Here is a 24,106-nt window from a genome sequence, read left to right as displayed (position 1 = left end):
GGGCCTGCCGGATGTCCGGTTCGCCCGGGGCGGGCAGTATGGGGGGTGTTCGCCCTGGTGAGGACGATGAGGGGAGTGGCGGATGGGTCGCCGTCTGGAGATCGATGGGGTCTCCAAGAGGTATGGGGACGTCGTGGCGTTACGGGAGATGACGTTCGACGTGCGGGCTGGGGAGTTGTTCGGGTTCGTCGGGAGCAACGGGGCCGGGAAGACGACCACCATGCGGATCGCGCTGGGGGTTCTGGCGGCTGATGGTGGGGAGGTGCGGTGGGATGGGGCGCCCATCACACCCACCACGCGGCGGCACATCGGGTACATGCCCGAGGAGCGGGGGCTGTACCCGAAGATGAAGGTGGGCGAGCAGCTGGTCTACCTGGCCCGCCTGCACGGCCTCTCCCCCGCCGCCGCCGAGCGGTCGGTGCGGGAGTGGACCGAGCGGCTCGGGGTGGCGCAGCGGTGGGACGACGAGGTGCAGAAGCTGAGCCTGGGCAACCAGCAGCGGGTGCAGCTGGCCGCCGCGCTCGTGCACAACCCGCTGATCCTGGTGCTCGACGAGCCCTTCTCCGGGCTGGACCCGGTCGCCGTCGACGTCATGAGCACCGTGTTGAAGGACAAGGCACGGGACGGGGTCCCGGTCGTGTTCTCCAGTCACCAGCTGGACCTGGTGGAGCGGCTGTGCGACCGGGTCGGCATCGTCCGGAATGGACAGATGGTGGCCTGCGACACCGTCGAGGCGCTGCGCGCGGGCGGCACGACGCGGCTGGTCGTGGTGGCGCCGCAGGCCGAGCCCGGGTGGGCCGACCACCTGCCGAACGTGACCGTGCGGGAGCACGACGGCGCGCGGACGGTGTTGGAGCTCGGCGAGGGCGCCGACGACCAGGCCGTGCTGCGCGCGGCACTGGCGACCGGGCCGGTGACCGAGTTCAGCAGGCACCGACAGTCGCTGACCGAGCTGTTCCGCAGCGTGGTGACCGGGGAGGTGGCGGCATGACCGGCACGCCGGACGTGCGGCTGGGCAACTGGCAGGCCGTGGGCCTGGTGGCGGGCCGCGAGATCAAGCTCAAGGTGCGGTCGAAGGCGTTCATCGCCGTCACCGGCGTGACGCTGGTGCTGCTGGTCGGGTTCAGCCTGCTGATGAAGCTGATCAGCGGCGGGTCGGACGCCACGGTCGGGCTCACCGGGCCGACCACCGCCCTGGAACAGCCGTTGAAGGCCACGGCGAGCACCATCGGCCACACCGTCGACACCCGGTCGGTCGCGAACGAGGCCGACGGGCGCGCGGAGCTGGCGGCCGGGAACCTGGACGCGCTGCTCGTCCCCTCGGGCGACACCTTCGTGGTGGTGGTCCAGCAGGATCTCGACGGCTCGCTGGAGGACGTGTTCAACGTGCTCGCCGGGCAGCTCGCGTTCAACAACGCGATCACCGACCTCGGCGGCGACCCGAGCGCGGTCAACGAGACCGTGGCGCGCGCCCGGGTCGAGGTGCTGCCGATCGAGCCGCCCCAGGAGTACGACGGGCAGCAACTGGTGATCGGCATGGTCGCCGGGGTGCTGATCTACATGTCGCTGCTGCTCAACGGGCAGATGGTGGCGACCGGCGTGGTCGAGGAGAAGTCCAGCCGGGTCGTCGAGCTGCTGCTGGCCACCATCCGGCCGTGGCAGCTGATGGCGGGCAAGGTGCTGGGCATCGGGGTCATCGGGCTGGCGCAGATGGCGGTGATCGGCGGCGTGGGCATCGGGGCCGCCCTGGCCTTCGACGTGCTCACGATCAGCCTGTCGACCGCCGTGGGCACGGTGGTGTGGCTGGTCGTGTGGTTCCTGCTCGGCTTCCTCGTCTACTCCCTGCTGTTCGCCGCCCTGGCCGCCCTGGTGTCCCGGCAGGAGGACGTCGGCGGGGTGATCACGCCGCCGCTGATGTTCGTCATCCTCGGCTACGTCGTGGGCATCTCGGTGCTGCCCGCGGACCCGGGCAACAAGCTGGTGGAGACGCTGTCCCTGATCCCGGTCTTCTCCCCCACCCTGATGCCCATGCGCCTGGCGATGGGCGGCGTGCCCGCGTGGCAGGCGATCATGGCCGTGGTCCTCACCATCGCCCTGATCCCGGCGCTGGTGTGGCTGTCCGGCCGCGTGTACCGCAACGCGGTGATGCGCAGCGGCGCCCGGGTGAAGCTGATGGACGCCCTCAAGCCCGTGTGACCACAGCAGAGGAGGGGGGAGCCTGCCCGGCTCCCCCCTCTTGCCGTGTCAGTGGGCGTACACCTCGATCTCGTAGAGCGAGTACCCGTACCGGGTCGCCCGGGTGACGCCCTGCATCCGCACGTAGCGGGCTTCGGTGGCGGGGAACACCGCGGTGTCCAGGCCGCCGTCGCCGGAGGCGGTGGACCAGACCGGCCGCCACGTGGACCCGTCGCGGGAGACCTCGATCCGGTAGGACAGCGCGTGCGCGGCCTCCCACTGGAGCCGCACCCGGGACACCGGCCGCACGGCGCCCAGGTCGACGGTCAGGGACTGGCCGTCCGTCCAGTCGCTGGCCCAGCGCGTCGCCGGGTCCCGGTCCACGGCCAGGGCGGGCGGGTACGCGGTGAACAGGCCGCGTTCGTGGCTGGTCGCGGTCGCCGACCGGGCGAGGTTGGCGATGACGTCGCCTCGGCGGGCCGGGAACTCCACCACCTGCTGGTACGTCGGGCGGTTCTGGGTGGTGATGGGCTCCTGGGTGATGCCGCCCAGCGCCGTGTGGATGATGGCGTCGGCGCACCACTGGTCGCCCGCCGCGCAGTCGCCGTCGCCGGGGTAGACGGTGGTGGCGGGGGTCGCGGCGGCGGCGCGCAGGGAGTCGACGAGCACCGCGCGGCAGCGGGACAGCTCGCCCGCGCCGCAGAACTCCGCGCCCAGGGGACCGGCCACCGGCTCGTTCAGCACGGCGCGGAGGTCCTTGTGGACGAAGCCCCACCAGCCCGCCTGGTACGACGAGCCCTGGTGGGCGTTGCCGTTGGACGGCGACTCGTCCACCTTCAGCACCCGCGTCAGCTCCTGGTACGCCTTGTCACCCAAGCCGGGGGCGAACTGGGCGCGGACCAGCAACGGCCACCACGCGTCCATGATCCGGATCGCGGTGGCGTGCTGGTAGGCCCGCGCGCCCTGCGCGGTCGGTCGGCGGAGCCCGCCCGCGGCCAGCCACTCGCGCAGCGAACGCAGGGCGGAGTCGACCGCCGCGTCGCCGGTGGAGTCGCCGATGACGCGCAGCAGCAGGGGCAGCACGCGTTCGGCCCGGAGGTCGACCAGCGCCGCCTCCGCCATCGCCTGGGTCAGGCCGACCCGCGTCACGCCTCCGTCGGCGACCAGGGCCCGCACGCGGGAGTCCAGCAGGTCGCCCCGGTGGACGGCGCCGCGCTCCAGCCCGGACGCCGCCGTGCCGGGCGCCTGGTTGTTGTTCCAGGAGATGATGTAGTCCTGGTTCACCACCTGCGGATGCGACTCGTACGACGTGTACGCCGCCCGGTTGGTGTCCGGGTTCCAGTCAACCCAGTCATACCCCGCGTTCGCCCGCACCGGCATGCCCGGGTCGACGGACGGGTGGCGGACCGGGTTGTTGCCGGAGTTGTAGTACGCGATGTCGTCGGCGTCGGCGTAGAACCAGTTGAACGTGTACCCGATGTGCGACGCCGCGCGCTGGAAGTCCGCGGCGGACCGGATCGCCGACGGGTCGTTGAACTCCTGGAAGCCGATCACCGAGTCCAGTTCGTGCAGGTACGTCGACCGCAGTCGGGTGTACGCCACGGGCTTGCCGCCGATGGTCGCGCGATGGGTCACCGGCCCGTACTTCGTCCGATAGACGCGCAGCGTGTACGACCCCGCGTCGACCGGGCTGCCGACCGACCAGTACCAGGAGTTGCGCCGCTCCACGGTCTCCATCGGCACGCACTGGCCGCGGTGCAGGTAGTGGTCGCTCTCCAGGGTCGGCGCGCCGCTGGGCGAGCACAGCTCCACCGCGTACGTGTCGATGATGTCCTGTGAGGACGATGTCGCGCTCCACGCGTAGTCCTGTCCGCGACCGAGCAGGACGTAGAAGCTGATCCCCGCGAACGACGCCCCTCGCGCGCTGATCCCCGGTCCCTGCAACTCCTGCAGCATCAGCAGCTGCGGCGCGAAGTACCCGGTCTGCGGGCCGAACACGGCGATGGGGTTCCCGCTGGCGGTGTGCGCGCCGGAGACCAGCAGCGCGTTGGACATGCCGTGCTTGTTCTCCAGCAGGTCCCCGGGCAGGACGCCGTCGGCCAGCACGCCGTGCGCCGCCTCGATCGTCTGCGGCCCGGGCCGCGGCGACGCCAGGTCCTTGCGCTGGACCGCGGCCGCCTGCGCGCCCGACCGGTCGAACACCAACTGCTGGCGCACGACCGACCCGGGATCGGGCAGCGCCGCACCGCGTGGATCGGCGGGCGGGAGCGCGTACGGGAACCGCTGTCCGTTGTGGACGGTCTGGATGTGCTCGGGATCGTCGGCGGTGCGCAGCGAACGCCAGACGCGCTCGCCCTCCACGACGCCGTAGCGCTCCTGGATGGCCAGCTTGGCGACCGCGGCCTGCACCTCCCCGCCGCCGCCCGCGCCGAACTGCGCGCCGATGACCGCGGCGATCACCGCGAGGTCGGTGAGCTTGAACGGCTCGATCCGCCCGGCGTTGGTGACCGCGTCGATGTGGCCGAGCAGCACGTACTCGCCGGGGAAGTACCGGCCGCTGTGCGCCTGGCCGATGTAGGTGTTGATGCCCTCGACGTAGTCGCGCGCGTCCGCCATCGCCTGCGCGCCGCGCGGCCCGGCGGCGGCGCTCTCGTCGATCTGGCGCTGCAGGTCGGCCTCGGTGTACGGGGCGTCGGCGAAGAAGCCCTGCTCCAACTGCTGGTTCGCGGCCGCGCCGCCCGCGAACGGGGTCAGCTGCCCGCGCCCGACGCGGCGCAGGACGTCCATGAGGAACAGCCGGTCCTGCGCGGCGGCGTACCCGGCGCCGAACATGGTGCCGGAGCGGGTCGTGCCGGTGATGTGCGGTGTGCCGGTCGCCTTGTCGCGCACGATGGTGACGTCGGCGCGCGGCCGGATCGTGCTCTCCACCTGCGCGGGCGGCACGCCGAACGAGGAGTCGTTGAAGAACCGGGAGATCGTGTCGGTGGTCAGGCCCGGATAGCCGGTGGCGAGGGCGTCGTACTTGCCGAGCTGGTCGTCCGCGTGCCGGGGTCGGGTGCCGAGGACCTGGTGGGCCAGGATCTCGGTGAGCGTGGCGCTGCCGTTCTGGCCGGGCGGGTTGATGTCGGCGCACTGGCCGATGCAGTGGTCGGTCGCGGCGGTGGGCGGGAGGACCTGCGCCGCTGCGGGCTCGGGGACCGCGAGCAGGGAGGCCAGCACCGTCACACACGTCGCCGCGGGGATGAGGATTCGCACCGTGGGCTCCTCTCACGACGTGACGTTCGGTCACGCTACCGGTGCGTGCCGCATTCGCGAAAGGCTTTCAGCTTCGGCGGCTGGGGCTGGCCGGTAAGCTTTCGAAAAGGGCACCCTTCGGGGAGGGCGCATGCTGAAAGTGATCGTCGCCGACGACGAGGACCTCGTCCGCTCCAGCCTGCGGACGATCTTGTCGAGCGCGCCCGACGTCGAGGTCGTCGCCGAGTGCGCCGACGGCAACGGGGTCGCCGAGGTCGTCCGGCTGCACCGCCCGCACGTCGTGCTGCTCGACATCCGCATGGGCGACACCGACGGGATCACCGCGCTGCGCGCGATCACCGCGCTGCCCGACCCGCCCGCGGTGTGCATGCTCACCACCTTCGACATGGACGACTACGTCCGCCGCGCGCTGCGGCTCGGCGCTGCCGGGTTCCTGCTCAAGGACGTCGACCCGGCGTACCTGATCAAGGCCGTGCACGACCTGGCCTCCGGCGGCGTCGTGCTCGACCCGACGGTCGCCGCGCGCGTGGTCAACGCGATGACCACCGGCGAACGCGAGGCCGAGCCCGCCCGCGAGCGGCTGGCCACGCTGTCCGACCGCGAGCGCGAGGTGGTGACGCTGATCGGGCGCGGGCTGTCGAACGCCGAGATCGGCCGGGAGCTGCACCTGTCGGAGACCACGGTCAAGGGGTACGTGTCCGCGGTGCTGGGCAAGATCGGGGCCAGCAACCGCGTGCAGGCCGCGCTCGTCGCCTACCGCGGCGGGTTGATCGCGTAGTCCTCGACGGAGGCGTGCACCTCGACCCGGTTGCGCCCTCGGCGCTTGGCCCGGTAGAGGGCGATGTCGGCGTTGGCGAACAGCTTCTCCAGCGAGTGCGGCCCCGTCGCCACGCCGATGCTGACGGTGGGCCGCTGGGTGGTGCCGAGCACGGCCGTCCAGTCGTGCTGGTCGACGGCGGTGCGCACGCGCTCGGCGACCGAGACGCCGACCGGGACGTCGTGGGCGTGGTCGGCCGGGTTGTCGACGAGCACCACGACGAACTCGTCGCCTGCCCAGCGCGCGATCAGGTCGCCGACGCGGCACTCGTTGCGCAGGACCTGGGCGATCTCGCGCAGCGCCGCGTCGCCCGCGGCGTGGCCCGCGGCGTCGTTGACGCCCTTGAACCAGTCGACGTCGATGAGCACCAGCCACGGCACCCTTCCGCTGGCGACGGCGCGTTCGAGCAGCTCAGGGGCGGTGTGCTCCAGGCCGAGGCGGTTGGCCAGGCCGGTGAGCGGGTCGCGGGCGGCGGCCTCCTGGGCGGCCATCGCCAGGCGCTGGGCGCGGATGGCCAGGCGGCGCTGCTCCAGGGCCTGGCTGAGGCCCTCCTGCAGGGTCTCGACCGCGGTCCGGCGGGCCATGACGGTGCGGCGCAGCGCGGCGGCCTCGCCAGCGTGGTCGCCGTTGTCGCGGCAGATGTTGGCCAGGTCCTCGGAGTAGCGCTGGAGCAGGGCGACGTCGTTGATCTGCTCGGCGCACTCGACGGCGGTGATGCCGTGCTGGGTCGCCTCGTCGAGGTCGCCGGTCTGCCAGCGGATGCGGGCCAGCACCCAGTTGCCCACCGACTCCGCCCACACGTCCGGGCCCGGCGCGGCCAGCTCCAGCGTCTGGCGCGCGATGCGCTCGGCCTCCTCCAGCTCGCCCAGCCCCGCCAGCGAGGCCCCGTACGCGGCGAGCAGGGCCAGGTGGATGCGGCCCTCGGTGGCCAGGCCGAGGCCCTCCTGGAAGGCGGCGATGGCCTCCCGGTAGCTGGCCTCGGCCTCGGCGGGCGCCTGCTCGCAGGCGCGGAAGTTCAGCGTTCCGCCCAGGTTCTGCAGAGCGTGCGCCAGGATCTCCACGTCGTCACCCTTGCGTGCGACTTCGACGGCCACGCGGGTGATGTCCAGCGACGCCCGGCGATGGCCGATGCCCTCCAGAAGGTAACCCAGACGGTGCAGCGTGTCGGCGGCGAAGGAGCCGCGCGGCTGCTCGGCGTCGATGTCGCTCCAGCCCTCGGCGGCCAGTTCGAGGGCCAGCGGGATGCGCCGCAACCGCCACGCCGAGACGGCGCGGCGGGTCAGGATGGCCGCGCGCGTCCACGGCGCCAGACCCGGCGGGACCTTGGCGAGCAGCTGGTCGAACAGCATGTTCGCCTCGTCGGCGCGGCCTGCGTCGATGAGCAGCCGCACCTCCCGGTCCGCCCGGAGCGCCTCAGCGGCGGCGAGTTGGTCGTCCTGGCCCACACCGTCCTCGGTCTTTGTCCTGGCCACCCGCCGCGCGGGCAGGGTGGCCCGTGGTCTGAGACACAGTGGGAAAAGGCTACTAGGCCAGACGTGCGTAACCTGTTCGGAGTAGCCAATTCAGGACAATCCAGACGACAGCGTGCGACCGCTTCGGCACGGACCGTCAGGACCGTCCGGATCCAGGGTAGGGCAGCAACGCCATCTCGCGGGCGTTTTTGATCGCGGTGGCCACCTGTTTCTGCTGCTGCGGCGTGAGGCCGGTGACCCGCCGGGCCCGGATCTTGCCCCGGTCGGAGATGAACTTGCGCAGCAGCTGGGCGTTCTTCCAGTCCACCCGCTCGATGCCCTCGGTGATCAGCGGGTTCGCCTTCTTGCGAACCGGCCGGTCGAACTTCTTCGCCATCACCGCTCCTCCTTGAAGTCGACGTGCCTGCGGGCGACGGGGTCGAACTTGCGCAGGACCAGCCGGTCCGGATCGTTGCGGCGGTTCTTGCGCGTGACATAGGTGTAGCCGGTCCCCGCGGTGGACCGCAGCTTGACGATGGGCCGCAGCTCGTTGCGCGCCATCAGAGCCGCACCCCGTCCCGCCGCAGCCGCGCGACGACGGACTCGATGCCGTGCTTGTCGATCGTGCGGATGCCCTTGACCGAGACCGTCAGGGTGATCCAGCGGCCCTCCGCGGGCAGGTAGTACCGGCGGCGCTGGATGTTGGGGTTCCAGCGCCTGCTCGTGCGCCGGTGCGAGTGCGAGACCTGCTTGCCGAAGCCCGGCTTGCGGCCGGTCACCTGGCAGACCGCGGACATGCGACCTCCATCAGATAATGGGACTCGTTTTCATCTTGCTCGCCGACAGGGTAGCGTTCGGGGCGGTCAGATGGAAATCATTGTCAACAAGGAGGCGCGGTGGAGAACCCCCGGCTCGTGCTCGTGGCCGGTCTGCCCAGGGACGCCGCGGGCCAGGTGGCCACCCGACTGCTCGGCCCCCGGACGGCCGTGGTGCACCACGACCTGCGGCAGGCGGCGGCCGGGACGGTGCGGCGCAGGCTCAGGGTGAGCTGGGAGACCGACACCACGACGGTCGTCGACCTCGCCCACGCCTGCGTGTCCTGCACGCTGCGCGAGGACGTCCTGCCCACGATCGAACGGCTGGCGCGCCAGGTGGACACGATCGTCCTGCACCTGGACCCGATGGTCGAGCCGGAGCCGGTGTGCCGGGCGGTGCGCGCGGTCATGGACGTCCACGCCGTGATCACCGTGGTCGACGAGGGGTCGTGGCTGGCGGACGCCTCCGGCGACGAGCCGGTGCCGTTCGCCCCGGACGACGACGACCGCACGCTCGCCCAGGTCGCGGTCGGCCAGGCCGAGTGCGCCGACGTCCTGGTGCTCACCGGCGACGCCGACCGGTGGACGTCCGCGCGCACCGCGGCCGTGCTCGACCGGCTCGCCCCGGACGCGCGCCGCGTCCGGCTCGACTCGGTGACCGCGTCGGTGCTCGCCCGCGTCCGCCCGGACGCCGAGCGGGGCGAGCCGGTCGACATCCACGGCCCGCTGCTGCGCGGCCAGCCGCCGCTCGCCCCGGACTGCGGGGTGGCGGTGACCCTGTTCCGCGAGCGGCGCCCGTTCCACCCCGAGCGGCTGCACGAGGCGATCGACGTGCTGCTGGAGGGCGTGGTCCGGGCCAGGGGACGGCTGTGGGTGGCCACCCAGCCGGACGTGGCGCTGTGGCTGGAGTCCGCGGGCGGCGGGCTGCGGATCGGCGACGCGGGCGCCTGGCTGGCCGCGCTGGACGACCGGGGCTGGGACCGCGCGCCCGCGCACCGCAGGGCCAAGGCGGCGCTGGACTGGCACCCGCGGTTCGGCGACCGGGTGCAGGAAGTGGCGGTGCTGGCCCACGACGCCGACCCGGAGCACCTGCTCGCGGTGCTGGGCCGGGCGCTGCTGACCGACGAGGAACTGGACGGCGACTGGTCGGCGCTGGCCGACCCGTTCGCCATCGCTGGAAAGGACATGACGTGAAACCCGGCATCCACCCCGACTACCACCCGGTGGTCTTCAAGGACCTGTCCACGGGGACGGCGTTCCTGACCCGCTCGACGGCGACGTCGTCGACGACGATCGAGTGGTCGGACGGCAACACCTACCCGCTGATCACCGTCGACGTCACCGCGGACTCGCACCCGTTCTGGACGGGACAGCAGCGCGTGATGGACGCGGCAGGCCAGGTCGAGAAGTTCCGCAGGCGCTACGGGAAGGGGCGCTGATGGCCGTCCCCAAGCGCAAGAAGTCGCGGTCCACCACCCGGCACCGGCGGGCGCAGTGGAAGGCCAGCGCGCCGGACCTGGTCGAGGTGCGGACCCCGGACGGGCAGCGGATCCGGGTCCCCCGCCGCCTGGTAGCAGCAGCGGAACGGGGTCTGCTCTGACCCGGAGTCGATCACGACGTACCCGATAGAGGGAACGCCGTCCCCGATGGTGTTGACCCACTAGGCACCGGCGGATCCGTCCTGATTGCCTTGGCGCGCAGGTCGATCCGCCGGTGCGCGGCGGGGAAAGCGAGTGGGTCGTGCCGCAGCCGTTCCAGTTGCCCGAGTTCTACGTGCCCTACCCGGCGCGGCTGAACCCGAACCTCGACGCGGCCAGGGCGCACACGCGCGAGTGGGCGCGCGCGATGGACATGGTCGACGCCCCGCAGAACGGCGTGCACATCTGGGACGAGGCCGACCTGGAGGCCCACGACTACGCCCTGCTCTGCAGCTACACCCACCCCGACGCGGACGAGCCGACCCTCAACCTCGTCACCGACTGGTACGTCTGGGTCTTCTACTTCGACGACCACTTCCTGGAGATGTTCAAGCGCACCCGCGACATCGACGGCGGCAAGGCGCACCTGGACCGGCTGAAGGCGTTCATGCCGCCCCACGGCGAGATCACCGCCGAGCCGACCAACCCCGTCGAGCGCGGGCTGATGGACCTGTGGAACCGCACGGTCCCGCACCGGTCGGAGCACTGGCGGGCGCGGTTCATCGAGAGCACCGCCGCCCTGCTCGACGAGTCGCTGTGGGAGCTGGCCAACATCAACGCCGGGCGGGTGGCCAACCCGATCGAGTACATCGAGATGCGCCGCAAGGTCGGCGGCGCGCCGTGGTCGGCGAACCTGATCGAGCACGTCGCCGACGCCGAGGTGCCCGCCGCGGTGGCCGCGGCCCGGCCGATGCTGGTGCTGCGCGACACCTTCGCCGACGCCATCCACCTGCGCAACGACCTGTTCTCCTACGAGCGCGAGGTGCTGGACGAGGGCGAGCTGTCCAACGGCGTGCTCGTGTTCGAGACGTTCCTCGGCATCGGCACGCAGGAGGCCGCCGACCGGGTCAACGACCTGCTCACCTCCCGGCTGCACCAGTTCGACCACACCGCCGTCACCGAGGTCCCGGCGATGGCCGACGACGCCGGGCTCGGCCCAGCGGACCGGGCGGCGCTGCTGGCCTACATCAAGGGCCTGCAGGACTGGCAGTCCGGCGGGCACGAGTGGCACCTGCGCTCCAGCCGGTACATGAACGCCGACACCCGGTCCTCCGCGCTGGCCGGGCCGCTCGGGCTGGGCACGTCCGCGGCGCGGATCGTGCCGTCGCTGCTGTCGCCGCGGCGGTTCGACCGATTCACCCACGTGCCGTTCACCCGGGTCGGGCCGCAGGGCGTGCCGCCGATCGACATGCCGTTCCCGCTGACGCTGAGCCCGCACCTGGATCACTCCCGCGACCACGTGGTCGAGTGGTCGGAGTCGATGGGGATCCTCGCGGAGGGGGTGTGGAACGAGACCAAGCTGCGCGCGTACGACCTGCCGCTGTGCGGGGCGGGGCTGCACCCGGACGCGACGGTCGACGCGCTCGACCTCACCTCCGACTGGCTCACCTGGGGCACCTACGGCGACGACTACTACCCGGTGGTGTTCGGCCGGTCGACGAACCTGGGCGCTGCCAAGGCGCTGACCGCGCGGCTGAAGACGTTCATGCCGCTGGAGGGCGACATGCCCAGGCCCGGGATCGCGCTCGAACGCGGCCTCGCCGACCTGTGGGTCCGGACGGCGACCGGGATGACCCCGGAGAACCGGGTGTCGTTCCGGACGGCGGTGACGGACATGCTCGACAGCTGGCTGTGGGAGCTGGCCAACCAGGCGCAGAACCGCATCCCGGACCCGGTGGACTACATCGAGATGCGCCGCAAGACGTTCGGGTCCGACCTGACGATGAGCCTGTGCCGCATCGGCCACGGCAGGCGCGTGCCCCCGGAGATCTACCGCACCCGCCCGGTGCGCGCGATGGAGAACGCCGCGATGGACTGGGCCACCCTGCTCAATGACGTGTTCTCCTACCAGAAGGAGATCGAGTACGAGGGCGAGATCCACAACGCGGTGCTGGTGGTGGAGAACTTCCTGGGCATCGACCGCACCGCAGCGCTGGCTGTGGTCGGGGACTTGATCGACGCGCGCATGCGGGAGTTCCGGCATGTGACCGAGAACGAGCTGCCGATCCTGTTCGAGGACTACGACCTGGGTGACGAGGCCCGCGAGACCCTGCGGAACTACGTCGGGGAGTTGCAGAACTGGATGGCGGGCATCCTCAACTGGCACGAGGGCTGCCACCGGTACACCCCGGAGGCCCTGGAGAAGCACACCGCCCCCGCCGCCGTACAGGCACTCGGCACGACCGGCTTGGGCATGACGGGCTTGGGCATGACGGGCCTGGGCATCGGAACCGACCGAATCGGCACAGCCGCCCTGCGCCTCCTCCCGACGCTCCCGCGCTAAACGCCCGGATGATCAGACCATCTGAATGGTGACATCATCTGAATGATCAGATCATCTGGATGGTCACGCCATCTGGATGATCAGGCCATTCGAATGGTCACACCATTTGGAAGAACTCGGGCGGTCCAGATGGCCAGATCATCCGGATGATGAGGTCATCTAGGGGGTCGAGTCATGTCGATTGGCCACTCGACCGAGATGGTCTGATCATCTGGATGATGCCGTCATACGGGTCCCGACTAGGCACGTTGAGCCCGATCGCCTCGCCCTCAATTTCAGATGATGACATCGTTTGGATGTTGTGGGCATCTGAGGCGGGCGGGGACGCCCAGATGATGCGGGCATGCGAATTTGAGATGGTGCGGTCATCTGGAGGGTGGTTCAGATGACCGCACCATCTGGCGGAGTGGTCCGGGTTTGTGTGTGGGGTCTACTGGGCGGCGGGGAGTCCATTGAGGAAGTCGGTGAGGGCCGCGTTGAAGACCTCTGGGCGTTCCAGGTTGGGCATGTGGGCGGCGCCGTCCACTACGACCAGGTGGCCGTTGGGGAGGGCGTCGGCGGTTTCCCTGGCGATCGGGACCGGGGTGAACTCGTCCTCCGCGCCCACCACGACCAGGCCGGGGACCTTGGCCGCGCGCAGGCTGGGCAGGTAGTCCGGACGGTCGGCGCGACCGCGTTGGGCCGCTGCCGCACCCGCCGCGGGGGCGGCCGCCATCATCGGGAGGACGACGGCGCCCACCTCCGGGTTGTTCGGCGACACCATCTTCCAGATGACGTCGTCGGCATAGCCGCGCATGCCCTCGCGGTCCAGTTGGTCGGCCATGGCGATGCGGTTGCGGCGGGACTCGGGGGTCTCCGGGTGCGGGGTCGTGTCGGCCAGCACCATGCCGCGGACTCGATCGGGGTGCAGGCGGTGGAACTCCATCACCAGCTGGCCGCCCATAGACAGTCCACACAGGACCACCGAGGGCACATCCAGCGCGTCCAGGAGTTCGACCAGGTCGGCGATGTGGGTGGCGAACGGCACCGTGCCCGGGGTCACCGGGCTCTCGCCGTAGCCGCGCAGGTCCGGCGCTATCGCGCGGAAGCCCAGCTCGGGCAGCAGCGCCAGCTGCGGGCGCCACATCGAGCGGTCGAACGGATGTCCGTGCACCAGCAGGACCGCGGGGCCGGAACCGGCGTCGTCGTACGTCAGCACCCTTCCGACGATAACCGAACCGGCTACCAATCCCACCTGAGGAGATAACGCCCCGGCTGGGCGTCCGCCGTGGTGAGCTGGGCGCTGAGCGAGGCGTCCAGGCGCAGCGGCTCGGCGCGGGCCACGGCGCCGCCGCCGTTGCGGTGCTCCCAGCGGCAGCGGGACGGGCGGGCTGCCCGGTCGAAGACGACCTCCAGGTGCAGGTCCCGCACGGGATAGCGGAGCTTGCGCTCGTAGTGGTCGCTGCGCTTGCCCGTGGGCGGGCAGTACAGCTCGTACTCCACGAGGATCGCCTCGCTGCGCGACAGTTCGCGGTCGAACTGCAGGGCGGCGACCATGCGGCCGTGCGCGGCGTCGTAGAACGAGCGGGCGACCGTGCAGTGGCGCAGCGGGCGCAGGCGCGGGCCGATGCGGTGCGGGGCGTCCAGGGCGAAGGCGACGACCACCTCGCGCACCCCGGCGCGTTCGGCGCGCAGGACCTGGCGGACGCGGACGAGCCGCTCGGCGCGGTCGGGGCCGATCCGCACCAGGTCGTGCTGGCTGACCCGGGTCAGGTGGCGGTCGTGGCCCTCGTCGATGCGGCGCAGCAGCAGCGACATGGTCGCGTCGTTGGGCCACACGGCCTCGGGCGAGAGGTCGACGCGTCTGCGCCTGCCACGCGGACGCGGGGCGCCGAGCAGCCCGACCAGCGCGCCGTCGGGAACGCCGACCACCTGCTCCAGCACGCCGAGCGCGACCAGGGACTCCCGCCGCTCCGGGCGGCTGCGGCCGGACTGCCAGTGGCTGAGTGCGGCCACACTGACCGCGCAGCCGTGCTTGGCCAGCCGGGTGCGGATGCGCTCCAGGCTGAGCCCGCTGCGGTGGATCGCCGCGCGCAGGGCCACCTCGAACGGTCCGGTGGCGAGCACGTCGGAGAAGTCCTGCTGTTCGACCGACATCGTCTCTCCGCCTCGGCCCTCCCCCAACGCGATTCGGACGGCGGAACTGTAGCCCGGCACCACATACGGGTTCGACAACCCGCTCGCGCCGATGATTGTCCGGCGCAGGTGGGCCGCCGTGCACGCGCCTTTCGAAGAGTTCCACAGATTACGGTTTGGTGGGAAACTCACCAGGACCAGCGGATCCCGGTGATCCCCGGCGGCACGTCGCCGCAGACGATGTGCGGTGCGCGGGTGCGCTCCAGGGCGTGCTCCTCGTCGTCGCGGTACTCCGCGCAGGCCGACGGGGCCACCCCGGGGTCGAAGACGACCTGCAGGACGTAGTTCTGCGCGCTGCGGGCGAAGCGGCGCTCGACGTAGGTCGTCGGCTCGCTCGGCGCGGTGGCCAGCACGTAGTCGACCACCGCGGTCTCGCCGGGGCGCAGCGCGCGGCCGAACATGATCTGGGCGTTCATCAGGCCGGTCTCGTCGTGCGTGCGGACCGCGCCGAGCCAGCCGGAGACGACCCGCTCGAACCGGGGGATCTCGCGGTCGCTCGGCGAGCCCGCCGCGGTGATGTGCAGCCGGTCCACCCCGGGCACCTCCGCGCGCACGACGACGCGGGTGTGGACGCGCCGGGCGAGACCGTCGCGATCGACGAACTGTTGATCGTGCACCGACAGGTAGGAAAGCCTGCGCGGCGGCGGGCAGCCCAGGTCGCCGAGGATCTCCGGAAGCCGCTCGGGATCGACGTTCCACAACCGGTCGAACCCGATGACGCCGCCGCGGTCGGCGGCCCAGCGCCCGCGCGGCCGCTTCGGGCCGAGCAGGGCGACCAGGCCGCCGGGGCGCACGTTCAGCATCGCCTCCAGCTCGCGCACCGCGCGGATGGACGCGGGCCGCTCCGGGCGGCTGCGGCCGCGGCGCCAGTAGCTCAGCGTGGAGAGGCTGACGTCGAGCCCCTTGGCGCGCAGGCGCTCGCGGATGCGGTCGAGGGTCAGCCCGCTGTCGTCGACCGCCCGGGACAGCGCCGCGGCGAACCGGTCAGGGTGCCGCCTGCCGGGTTCCATCTGGTGATCCTCCCCCGCCTCGAAGTGCGGCACAGTATGGCGGGAGACGGCGATCTTCGTAGTGACTCAGGACACATGAGCCTTTCTCGCTAGAGCGCGGCGGCGAGCCGCGTGCCCTGGTCGATGGCGCGCTTGGCGTCGAGTTCGGCGGCGACGTCCGCGCCGCCGATGAGGTGCACCGGGATCTCGCCCAACTGGTCGGCGAGATCCCGCACGGACTCCTGGCCCGCGCACACGACGATCGTGTCGACGGCGAGCGTGCGCGGGTTCTCCCGCTTGGGGCCGAAGGTGATGTGCAGGCCGTCGTCGTCGACGCGCTCGTAGTTCACGCCGGTGATCTGCTCCACACCCTTGCTCTTCAGCGCGGCGCGGTGCACCCATCCGGTCGTCTTGCCGAGTCCGGCGCCGATCCGGGATGTCTTGCGCTGCAACAGGTACACGTGCCGAGGTGACGCGGAAGGGCGCGGCGCCACCAGTCCGTCCGGGCCGACGCCCCACTCCGCGCGCCACGCGGCGAGGTCGAGGGCCGGGGACTCGGCGTGGGTCAGGAACTCGCTGACGTCCACCCCGATGCCGCCCGCGCCGATCACCGCGACCCGCGCGCCCACCGGGGCCCCATGCCTGACCACGTCCACATAGGACAACACACTCGGGTGGCCGATGCCGGGGATGTCCGGCACCCGGGGCGCGACCCCGGTGGCCAGGACGACCTCGTCGAAGCCGGTGAGGTCGGCGGGCGTGGCGCGGACGCCGAGTCGCACGTGGACGCCGGTGAGGTCGAGCTGGCGCTCGTAGTAGCGGATGGTCTCGGCGAACTCCTCCTTGCCCGGGATGCGCCGGGCGATGTCGAACTGCCCGCCGATGTGGTCGGCGGCCTCGAACAGCTCGACCCGGTGGCCGCGGCCTGCCAGGGTGACCGCGGCGGACAGTCCCGCCGGGCCCGCCCCGACGACGGCGACCCGCTTGGCGCGGCGGGCGGGCGCGAGCACCAGTTCGGTCTCCCGCGCCGCGCGCGGGTTGACCATGCAGGTGGCGCGGCGGTTGCCGAAGATGTGGTCCAGGCACGCCTGGTTGCAGGCGATGCAGGTGTTGATCTCGTCGGCCCGGTTCTGCTCCGCCTTGCGGACCCAGTCGGGGTCGGCGAGCATCGGGCGGGCCATGGACACCAGGTCCGCGCCCCCGCTGGCCAGGATCTCCTCGGCGACCTGCGGCATGTTGATCCGGTTGGTGGCCACGACCGGGATGCCGACGTGCGGCTTGAACGCCCGGGTGACGTCGGTGAACGCCGCGCGCGGCACCGAGGTGACGATGGTGGGCACGCGGGCCTCGTGCCAGCCGATGCCGGTGTTGATGATGGTCGCGCCCGCGGCCTCGACCTCCGCGCCGAGCGCGGTGATCTCGTCCCAGGTCTGGCCGTCCTCCACCAGTTCGGCCATCGACAGCCGGTAGACGATGATGAAGTCCGGGCCCACCGCCGCGCGGGTCCGGCGGACGATCTCCACGGCCATGCGGCGGCGGTTCTCCGGGGAGCCGCCCCAGCGGTCGGCGCGCTTGTTGGTGCGCGGGGCGAGGAACTGGTTGATGAGGTAGCCCTCGGAGCCCATGATCTCGACGCCGTCGTACCCGGCCTCCCTGGCCAGCGCGGCGCAGCGGACGAAGGCGTCGATCTGGGCGCGGACACCCCGGTCGGACAGCGCCCTCGGGGTGAACGGGTTGATCGGGGCCTTGATCGCCGACGCGGACACGCTGAACGGGTGGTAGGCGTAGCGGCCCGCGTGCAGGATCTGCAGGGCGATCTTGCCGCCCTCGGCGTGCACGGCCTCGGTGACCGGCCGGTGGCGGCGGGCCTCCGCGGCGGTGGTCAGCTTGCCGGAGAACGGTTTGAGCCAGCCGGTGCGGTTGGGCGCGTACCCGCCGGTGATGATCAGACCGACGCCGCCGCGGGCGCGTTCGGCGAAGTAGGCGGCCAGCTTGGGCAGGTCGCGGGCGCGGTCCTCCAGCCCGGTGTGCATCGAGCCCATGACGACCCGGTTGCGCAGGGTGGTGAAACCCAGGTCGAGCGGGGACAGCAGGGTGGGGTATTCGCTCATGACGGCTCCATGGCGTCGAGCACTTCGCCGCACCAGGCGACGAAGGCCTCCTCCGCGGCGATGCCGCCGCGCAGGACGAGGTACTGGTGCAGGGTCTGGCCGGTGTGCGCCGGACCGTCGGGGAAGTCGGCCGCCTCGATGGCCCGGTAGGCCGCGAGGCGCTCGGCGTGGACCCGCCGGTGCCGCCGCACCTCGGCGACGACGGCCGCCGGGTCGCCGAAGCCCGCGCCGCGGATCTTCACGGCGAGGTCGGTGCGCAGTTCGACGGGCTCGCCGGGCTCGGCCAGCCAGCGCGCGAGTTCGTCGCGGCCGTCGGCGCTGACGGAGTAGACCTTCTTGTCCGGCCTGCCCTCCTGGGCGACGTGCTCGACGGTGACCCAGCCCTCGTCGAGCATCCGCTTGAGGACGCGGTAGATCTGCTGGTGGGTGGCGCGCCAGAAGAACCCGATCGACTTGTCGAACCGTCGGGTCAGCTCGTACCCGGACCCCGCCCGCTCCCGCAGCGAGACCAGGATCGCGTGCTCCAGCGCCATGTACCGGAGGGTAACTTCGCGGGCGACCCTGTGCAACTAGGTGCATATCACGCCTCGGCCTGCGGAACGACCTGCCGGGTGCCCGCGCCGAGGGAAAACTCGAAAAGCTCGAATTACGGGACAATTGTCGATCAGATGGCGCATTGACCGCCGTGAAGCCGGGTCGATAGCGTGATTGCCGGGGGAACTCTTCCGCGCGGCCCGATCACCCGCGCGCCTCCGCGCTTATGCGCTGAATTCTTCTTATCGACTCTCCATTGAATGGAATGATTCCTGTGCGCTCATTCACCTGGCTCGCGCCGGTCGGCGCCGCGGTCGCGCTCATGCTGGCCGCGGCGGGCGTCGCGACCGCGATGCCGGTCCCGACCGTCTCCGTCTCGCCTTCGGGCCCCTACACCGACGGCCAGACCGTCACGGTGTCGCTGTCCGGGTTCGCCACCTCGACGTCGGCGGTCCTGGAGCAGTGCCACAACCTGTCGGGCGTGGACTACTGCGACCCGACCACCCAGAGCGGCCTCAGCCTCAGCGGCGGCGCGGGCAGCACCACGTACACGCTGAACCAGGACTATTCGGGCGAGGACGCCTCCGGAAACCCGTCGCTGGCCGCGTGCGAGTTCAGCTACTGCTTCATCAGAGCGACCAGCAACACCGGGCTCGTCGCCACTTCCGGGCGACTGGTCTTCTGATCCAGCCGAATTCCGGGTGGGATCGGCGCTTTCCGGTCCCGCCCGGAATTCGCGCCGCCCGCGAAGTCCCCGCCGGTTCGCGAGTCCGGCGGAGGCGCGACAGCGCTGGGCCGTTCAGCGGTACCCGGTGGCGGGTCGCGTTCTCCTGGTCACCGAGGTCGCTGCCGTCGGCCGCCCGCGCAGGGCCACCCCCATAAAGTTCCGTACCCCTACGGATACCGACCCTGATTGTTCCCTACCGGGTGTCACTCGAAAGTGACCTGCAGCGAGTGGCCGTCGACCCTGCCTAGAGGCGGCTGTTCCTGATCCGGAAAGGAACCAACGTGAAACGTACACCACGGTCCGTGGGCCTCCTGGCCTTGGCCGCGGCGACGGTGCTGGTGCCGCTCGGCACGACCATCGCGCTGGCGGCCGGGGAAAGCGGCTCCGCGAACGTGCCCGCGGCCAACTACGAGGGCGACACCGTCTCCACCGCCCCCGACAGCGACGCCGGTGCGTACTTCTACAACGGTCAGGACGCGACCGTCAGTGAGTTCCCCGGGATCATCGCGGGCATCCGCGCGGGGGGCACCCGTCCCGAGGGCCAGTCCTGCACCGGCACGGTCGTGGCGCCGCGCAAGATCCTCACCGCCGCGCACTGCAAGGACATCTCCGGCGAGAAGAGCTACGTCTACGGCCTCAACAACCTGGACGACTTCAACGGCGGTTCCGGCCCGGGCGAGCACTACCGGGTCGTCGACTACAAGCAGCACCCCAGCTACGTCAACTTCGACCAGGGCTACGACGTCGCGGTCGTCACCGTCGACCGGGACATCCAACTGCAGGGCGGCGCGGCCTACCCGCAGGTCGCCACCTCGGCCGACAGCGGGATCTGGGCCGTGGGCGACAACGGCCAGGGCTTCGGCTACGGCAAGAAGACCCACAACGACAGCCCGGCCGACGTCACCCTCGACAAGGCCACCCTGCCGATCGTCAACGGCGACTCGCAGTGCCAGGGCGTCGGCGCCGGGTTCAAGTCCGCGACCATGATCTGCGCGGGCTACGCCGACGGCCGCACCACGATCCTGCAGGGCGACTCCGGCGGCCCGTTCATCGTCGACGGCAAGATCGTCGGCATCGCGTCCTGGAGCCGGTCGGACTTCCGCTGGTACAGCATCTACGGTCGCCTCGACAACGCGATGGGCGACTGGGTCAAGCAGGAGATCGGCGACGTCAACAACCCGACCGAGTTCAGCGTCACGGTCAAGCCCGCCTCCGGCTCGGTGGCCGCGGGCAACCACCTGTCGGTCGAGGTCGACACCGAGGCGGGCGACCTGGGCTCGGCGGACGCCAAGCTGACCACCTCCGGCGTCCCGTCCGGCGTGCAGGCCGTGTTCCAGAACGACCAGGTGACGCTGGGCGAGTCGGCGAAGCTGACCTTCGACGCGTCGACCAGCGCGGCCAACGGCACGCACGAGATCACCGTGACGGCGACGACCGCGGACGGCAAGACCGCGTCCGGGAAGTTCAGCCTCACCGTGACCGACGGCAACCAGCAGCCGCCGGGCGAGTTCAGCCTCGGCGCGTCGCCGAACTCGGTGACCGTCGGCGCGGGCAAGACCGTCTCCACCACGGTGACGAGCAACGCGGGCAACGACGGCAGCGAGACCATCAGCCTGACGACCTCCGGCGTGCCGAGCGGTGTCACGGCGCAGCTCCAGCCCACCAGCATCACCACGGGCAACAACGCCAAGCTGTCGTTCACCGCGGGCAGCACCGTCACCTCGGGCACCCACACGGTGACCGTCACCGGCACCGACAGCACGGGCAAGACGGCCACGACGACCATCACGCTCAAGGTCGAGGGCCAGCCCGGCGGCGGCTCCGTCACCGTGACGGCCAACCCGACCAGCGGCAGCGGCTGGCAGGGCTCGCTGATCCAGACCCGGGTCAGCGCGCGCGGCGGCACCGGCAACCTGACGCTGTCGGCCACCGGCGTCCCGGCGGGCACCCAGGTCTACTGGAACCCGCAGACCATCGCCCAGGGCGGCAGCAGCGACGTCTGGTTCTTCACCAACTTCCAGACGGCGCCGGGCACCTACCGGATCGCGATCAAGGCGACCGCGGCGGACGGGAGCACGGGCACGACCACGTTCACGATGACGGTCACGTCCTTCGCCTACTCGAACGGCCGCGAGTCCAAGGCCTGGTAATCGACACACGGCAGTGACGGCAGGCCCCGCCGCCCTCGGCGTCCGGGGCCTGCCGTTTCGGCTTGCCTGAGGAGTCCTCCCATGACCATGGACACCTTCCCCGCCGTGCTCGACCGCACGATCGAGCGCAGCGGGATGAGCCTCGAACACCTGCAGCGTCGGCTGTCCCAGCGCGGCATCCGGGTCAGCCTGTCGACGCTGAGCTACTGGCGGCGCGGGCGCACGCGCCCGGAGCGCCCGGAGTCGCTGCGCGCGGTGGAGGCGATGGAGGACGTGCTGGACCTCCCCCGCGGCCACCTGGGCTCGCTGCTCGGCCCGCGCAAGCCCCGCGGCCGCTGGGCCGCGCGCGCGGGCGCGACCCGCGAGCCGGAGGCGCTGTGGCGCGACACCGGCGGCCTGACCGCTGCTCTGTCCTCTTTGGACGACCCGGTGCCGGGCACCCTGACCTACCTGTCGGTGCACGACCACCACCACGTCGGCCAGGACCGCAGGGACAGCCACACCGTCATCCGGATGGTCCTGCGCGCGGAGGCGAACGGCATGCGCTCCTGCGTCGTGCTGCACCGCGCGGAGGACGCCGACCGCGCGCTGCCGGTCCTGGTGGCGGGCGCGGGCTGCGTGGTCGGCCGGGTGCGGGCCCAGACCGCCAGCCGCTTCACCGTCGCGGAGATCCTGTTCGACCGGACCCTGTCCACCGGCCAGACCGCCGTGGTGGAGTACGAGGTGCGCTGGTTCGGCACCACGACGACCACCCGCTACAGCCGGGCGATGCGCCGCGACCCGCGCTCGTACCTGGCGCAGGTCAGCTTCCACCCGTCGGCGCCGCCCGCGGAGTGCCACGCCTTCACCCAGGCGGACGCGTGGGCGCCGGAGATGGGCGGCGGCCAGCTGCGCCTGGGCGCCTTCGCAGGGGTGCACACCCTGGTGACCGACCCGGCCGCCCCGATCGTCGGCATCCGCTGGCGGTGGTGAACGACCAATTGGGGGCAGGTGAGGAAAGCGCGCTGGTCTTCGGTGGGTGTCAGGCGAGGGCGGTCAGCCAGTCGCCGGGAAGTTCGACGGCGAGGCCGCCGGGGTTGATCAGGATGACGGCGCCCGGGAGCAGGGGGAGCAGGGCGCGGGCGGTGACGTCGACGGGGGTCTGCGCGGCGGGCGGCAGGTGGGCGGGTGAGGTGAACAGCGCGAGGCAGCGCCTGCCGTCCGCGCGGACCGCGGTGACCGGCACGCCCGTTTCGTCGGTCTCGATCAGGAAGCGGGTGTCGAGTGCGGCGGCGGCCAGCGCGTCGCGGGGGAGCCAGTCGGCGGCGGCGTAGGCCAGCAGGCGCTCGAAGTCGTTGTGGGGCTGGGGGAAGCCGCGCCGGGTGGGGCCGGGCCGGTATTCCGGGTTGACGTAGGTCTCCCCGGTCGGCTCGCCCGTCGGGCCGACGCGGTACGCGCCGAGGTAGACGTGTGGGGGCATGCCCCGCAGGAGGCGGGGGTCGGCATCCGGGTCGGGGAGCCAGACCCAGCCGTTGGGGGTGCGCAGGGCGTCGGTGATGGGCGGCAGCGGGTTGAGCACCAGCCTGCCCGCCAGGTAGGCGACGGCGTCCTCCACGTCGCCGAAGCGCCTGCCGCGGTCGTCGCGGTACACGCGGTACCAGTCGCCGTCGCGGACCAGGCACCACACGCCGTCCCGGTGTTCGCCGAGCGAGCAGGCTCCCGGGAAGCGCTGGACGACGGGCGCGACGGCAGCGGCGAACTCCGCGTCCGGCCCCTCCCACGGCCTGCCGGACGCCAGCGCGGCGGCGCGGCCCATCGCGATGCGGGGCACCTCCTCGGGCAGGCGGTAACGCTGGTTGCGGATGTGGTCGACCAGGCCGATCACCGGCGGCACCCCGTGCTTGTCCAGGTAATGCGCCACGGCGGCGGACCAGACCCAGCGGCCGTCCGTGTGGAAGGCCATCGGGACGGCGGGCTCGCCGGTGAACTCGTCGTCGGCCGTGCCGACGGCGGACAGCACCACAGGGGCGTTCTCCAGGTACCGCAGGATGCCCACCGCCTCCCGGGCGTCCACCGCCGCCCGGTGCCACACCGGCCTCCCGTCGGCGTCGCGGCCGTCGAAGAGCCGGGCCATCTCGCAGTCCGTCGGTTCGTCGGCGTCGCCGACCTGCTGGCGCCGCAGGACCTCCAACCCCGCCTCGACCTGCCAGGCGGGCAGCAGGTCGGGCCTCGGGTGCACGGGCAGCAGCCGCCAGTCATCGGCCAGGTGCCGCGCCGCCGACCCGGCATCGGACCGCACCCGCCACCGCGGCGGCCGGCCGACCACGTAGTCGGCCTCGACCGGCTGCCCCGGCCGCAGGACGAACCGCGCGGTGAACCACTTCGGGCGCAGACTGCGATGGTGGCGCAGCCGCAGCCGGTGCAGCCACTGCCCGACGATCGCGGGCGGCGACCACGACACGACCCCGCCGTCCGCGTCCGTGACGGTCGCGCTCACTTCCATGCGCCGCACGGTGATCCGGCACTCCAGCCGCACTTCCCGCCATCCGTGCGGCGCGCTCGCGGCGATCGCGTCCATTGTGGCCCATCGGACGACCTCGCGGTCCGGGTCCGGTGTGGACGCTCCGGTGAGCAGGGCGGGCGTCCACGCACCGGACAACGGCGGCGCGACGCGCAGCTGCACCAGCCCGCCATCGCCGACGCAGCCCGCCACCGGGTCCGCGTCCACCCGCTCGCCGTCGTCCGTCCACATGGACAGGTGGAACACCGACTCGAACAGCGAGCGCCGGACCTGGCGGACGGCGCGGCCGTCCGCCAAGGTGACGATAGGACCGTCCAGCGGCACGTCGGGCGCGACGAACGCCGCCGCACCCGGCCCGTCCTCGAACCGGAACACCCGGTCGCCCACCACGGCCAGGTCGGCTGTGGTCATCGTGGCGCCGGGCGA

21 protein-coding genes are annotated in these 24,106 nt (G+C 71.8%); 10 read left to right on the top strand and 11 right to left on the bottom strand.

The annotated features are described in order from the left end of the window. The first annotated feature begins 82 nt into the window (after window positions 1-82). Together Actkin_RS02925 and Actkin_RS02920 are read left to right on the top strand one after the other, a co-directional pair. Window positions 83-991, top strand: a complete 909-nt coding sequence (locus tag Actkin_RS02925) for an ABC transporter ATP-binding protein (protein WP_258905770.1) — start codon at window positions 83-85, stop codon at window positions 989-991. Further along, window positions 988-2,196: an ABC transporter permease gene (locus Actkin_RS02920; RefSeq protein ID WP_258905768.1), complete on the top strand. Its 1,209-nt coding sequence runs from the start codon at window positions 988-990 to the stop codon at window positions 2,194-2,196. Before Actkin_RS02925 ends, Actkin_RS02920 begins: the two co-directional genes overlap by 4 nt. Before the next feature lie 48 nt (window positions 2,197-2,244). Here the strand turns inward: Actkin_RS02920 and Actkin_RS02915 are convergent, their stop codons facing one another. After that, a complete protein-coding gene (locus tag Actkin_RS02915; RefSeq protein WP_396122932.1) occupies window positions 2,245-5,430 on the bottom strand; it encodes a penicillin acylase family protein in 3,186 nt (1,061 codons plus the stop codon). Window positions 5,431-5,560: 130 nt separating this feature from the next. Here Actkin_RS02915 and Actkin_RS02910 point away from each other — a divergent pair, with 130 nt between their 5' ends. Continuing rightward, window positions 5,561-6,208: a response regulator gene (locus Actkin_RS02910; RefSeq protein WP_189208542.1), complete on the top strand. Its 648-nt coding sequence runs from the start codon at window positions 5,561-5,563 to the stop codon at window positions 6,206-6,208. Here Actkin_RS02910 and Actkin_RS32545 read toward each other — a convergent pair. The 4 genes from Actkin_RS32545 to rpmB form a co-directional block, all read right to left on the bottom strand. Further along, window positions 6,184-7,719, bottom strand: a complete 1,536-nt coding sequence (locus Actkin_RS32545; RefSeq protein WP_229786463.1) for a GGDEF domain-containing protein — start codon at window positions 7,717-7,719, stop codon at window positions 6,184-6,186. The genes Actkin_RS02910 and Actkin_RS32545 overlap by 25 nt on opposite strands. 136 nt (window positions 7,720-7,855) lie before the next feature. After that, a complete protein-coding gene (gene rpsR / locus Actkin_RS02900; RefSeq protein WP_189208543.1) occupies window positions 7,856-8,095 on the bottom strand; it encodes a 30S ribosomal protein S18 in 240 nt (79 codons plus the stop codon). Beyond that, window positions 8,095-8,259, bottom strand: coding sequence for a 50S ribosomal protein L33 (gene rpmG / locus Actkin_RS02895; protein ID WP_189208544.1), 165 nt, complete (start codon window positions 8,257-8,259; stop codon window positions 8,095-8,097). The genes rpsR and rpmG overlap by 1 nt, the downstream gene beginning before the upstream one ends. Next, a complete protein-coding gene (rpmB, locus tag Actkin_RS02890) occupies window positions 8,259-8,495 on the bottom strand; it encodes a 50S ribosomal protein L28 (protein WP_189208545.1) in 237 nt (78 codons plus the stop codon). The genes rpmG and rpmB overlap by 1 nt, the downstream gene beginning before the upstream one ends. Window positions 8,496-8,594: 99 nt before the next feature. On the opposite strand from rpmB, the gene mrf reads away from it, so the two are divergent. From mrf to Actkin_RS02870, 4 genes are all read left to right on the top strand, one after another. After that, entirely contained in the window at window positions 8,595-9,707 is a 1,113-nt protein-coding gene (mrf, locus tag Actkin_RS02885; protein ID WP_258905766.1) for a ribosome hibernation factor-recruiting GTPase MRF, read from the top strand. Then, window positions 9,704-9,952, top strand: coding sequence for a type B 50S ribosomal protein L31 (locus tag Actkin_RS02880; protein ID WP_258905765.1), 249 nt, complete (start codon window positions 9,704-9,706; stop codon window positions 9,950-9,952). The genes mrf and Actkin_RS02880 overlap by 4 nt, the downstream gene beginning before the upstream one ends. Continuing rightward, the gene (rpmF, locus tag Actkin_RS02875; protein ID WP_189208548.1) at window positions 9,952-10,113 is read left to right on the top strand and encodes a 50S ribosomal protein L32; all 162 of its coding nucleotides are present in this window, start codon (window positions 9,952-9,954) and stop codon (window positions 10,111-10,113) included. The genes Actkin_RS02880 and rpmF overlap by 1 nt, the downstream gene beginning before the upstream one ends. Before the next feature lie 140 nt (window positions 10,114-10,253). Beyond that, the gene (locus Actkin_RS02870; RefSeq protein ID WP_258905762.1) at window positions 10,254-12,494 is read left to right on the top strand and encodes a terpene synthase family protein; all 2,241 of its coding nucleotides are present in this window, start codon (window positions 10,254-10,256) and stop codon (window positions 12,492-12,494) included. Window positions 12,495-12,924: 430 nt separating this feature from the next. Here the strand turns inward: Actkin_RS02870 and Actkin_RS02865 are convergent, their stop codons facing one another. From Actkin_RS02865 to Actkin_RS02845, 5 genes are all read right to left on the bottom strand, one after another. Beyond that, a complete protein-coding gene (locus Actkin_RS02865; RefSeq protein ID WP_229786468.1) occupies window positions 12,925-13,692 on the bottom strand; it encodes an alpha/beta fold hydrolase in 768 nt (255 codons plus the stop codon). A gap of 23 nt (window positions 13,693-13,715) precedes the next feature. After that, the gene (locus Actkin_RS02860; protein WP_189208550.1) at window positions 13,716-14,630 is read right to left on the bottom strand and encodes an XRE family transcriptional regulator; all 915 of its coding nucleotides are present in this window, start codon (window positions 14,628-14,630) and stop codon (window positions 13,716-13,718) included. A gap of 167 nt (window positions 14,631-14,797) precedes the next feature. Continuing rightward, window positions 14,798-15,679, bottom strand: a complete 882-nt coding sequence (locus Actkin_RS02855) for a helix-turn-helix transcriptional regulator (RefSeq protein ID WP_189208551.1) — start codon at window positions 15,677-15,679, stop codon at window positions 14,798-14,800. Window positions 15,680-15,768: 89 nt separating this feature from the next. Then, window positions 15,769-17,769, bottom strand: coding sequence for an NADPH-dependent 2,4-dienoyl-CoA reductase (locus tag Actkin_RS02850; RefSeq protein WP_258905761.1), 2,001 nt, complete (start codon window positions 17,767-17,769; stop codon window positions 15,769-15,771). Further along, window positions 17,766-18,302, bottom strand: coding sequence for a PadR family transcriptional regulator (locus Actkin_RS02845; RefSeq protein ID WP_258905760.1), 537 nt, complete (start codon window positions 18,300-18,302; stop codon window positions 17,766-17,768). Before Actkin_RS02845 ends, Actkin_RS02850 begins: the two co-directional genes overlap by 4 nt. Before the next feature lie 275 nt (window positions 18,303-18,577). On the opposite strand from Actkin_RS02845, the gene Actkin_RS02840 reads away from it, so the two are divergent. From Actkin_RS02840 to Actkin_RS02830, 3 genes are all read left to right on the top strand, one after another. After that, on the top strand, window positions 18,578-18,988 hold the full coding sequence (locus Actkin_RS02840) for a neocarzinostatin apoprotein domain-containing protein (protein ID WP_258905759.1): 411 nt from the start codon (window positions 18,578-18,580) through the stop codon (window positions 18,986-18,988). A 344-nt stretch (window positions 18,989-19,332) separates the two neighbouring features. Further along, window positions 19,333-21,180 carry a trypsin-like serine protease gene (locus Actkin_RS02835; RefSeq protein WP_258905758.1) on the top strand — a complete coding sequence of 616 codons (1,848 nt, stop codon included), beginning with the start codon at window positions 19,333-19,335 and terminating at the stop codon, window positions 21,178-21,180. Window positions 21,181-21,261: 81 nt separating this feature from the next. After that, complete coding sequence (locus Actkin_RS02830; protein ID WP_258905755.1) at window positions 21,262-22,152, top strand: helix-turn-helix domain-containing protein; 891 nt, start codon at window positions 21,262-21,264, stop codon at window positions 22,150-22,152. A 49-nt stretch (window positions 22,153-22,201) separates the two neighbouring features. Here the strand turns inward: Actkin_RS02830 and Actkin_RS02825 are convergent, their stop codons facing one another. Further along, on the bottom strand, window positions 22,202-24,091 hold the full coding sequence (locus Actkin_RS02825; RefSeq protein WP_258905754.1) for an SseB family protein: 1,890 nt from the start codon (window positions 24,089-24,091) through the stop codon (window positions 22,202-22,204). Window positions 24,092-24,106: the final 15 nt, after the last annotated feature.

The sequence above is a fragment of the Actinokineospora sp. UTMC 2448 genome (assembly GCF_024760565.1).
GTDB classification, from domain to species: domain Bacteria; phylum Actinomycetota; class Actinomycetes; order Mycobacteriales; family Pseudonocardiaceae; genus Actinokineospora; species Actinokineospora fastidiosa.
Note: the sequence above shows the minus strand (reverse complement) of the source record. Positions and strands in the feature narration are given on the sequence as shown.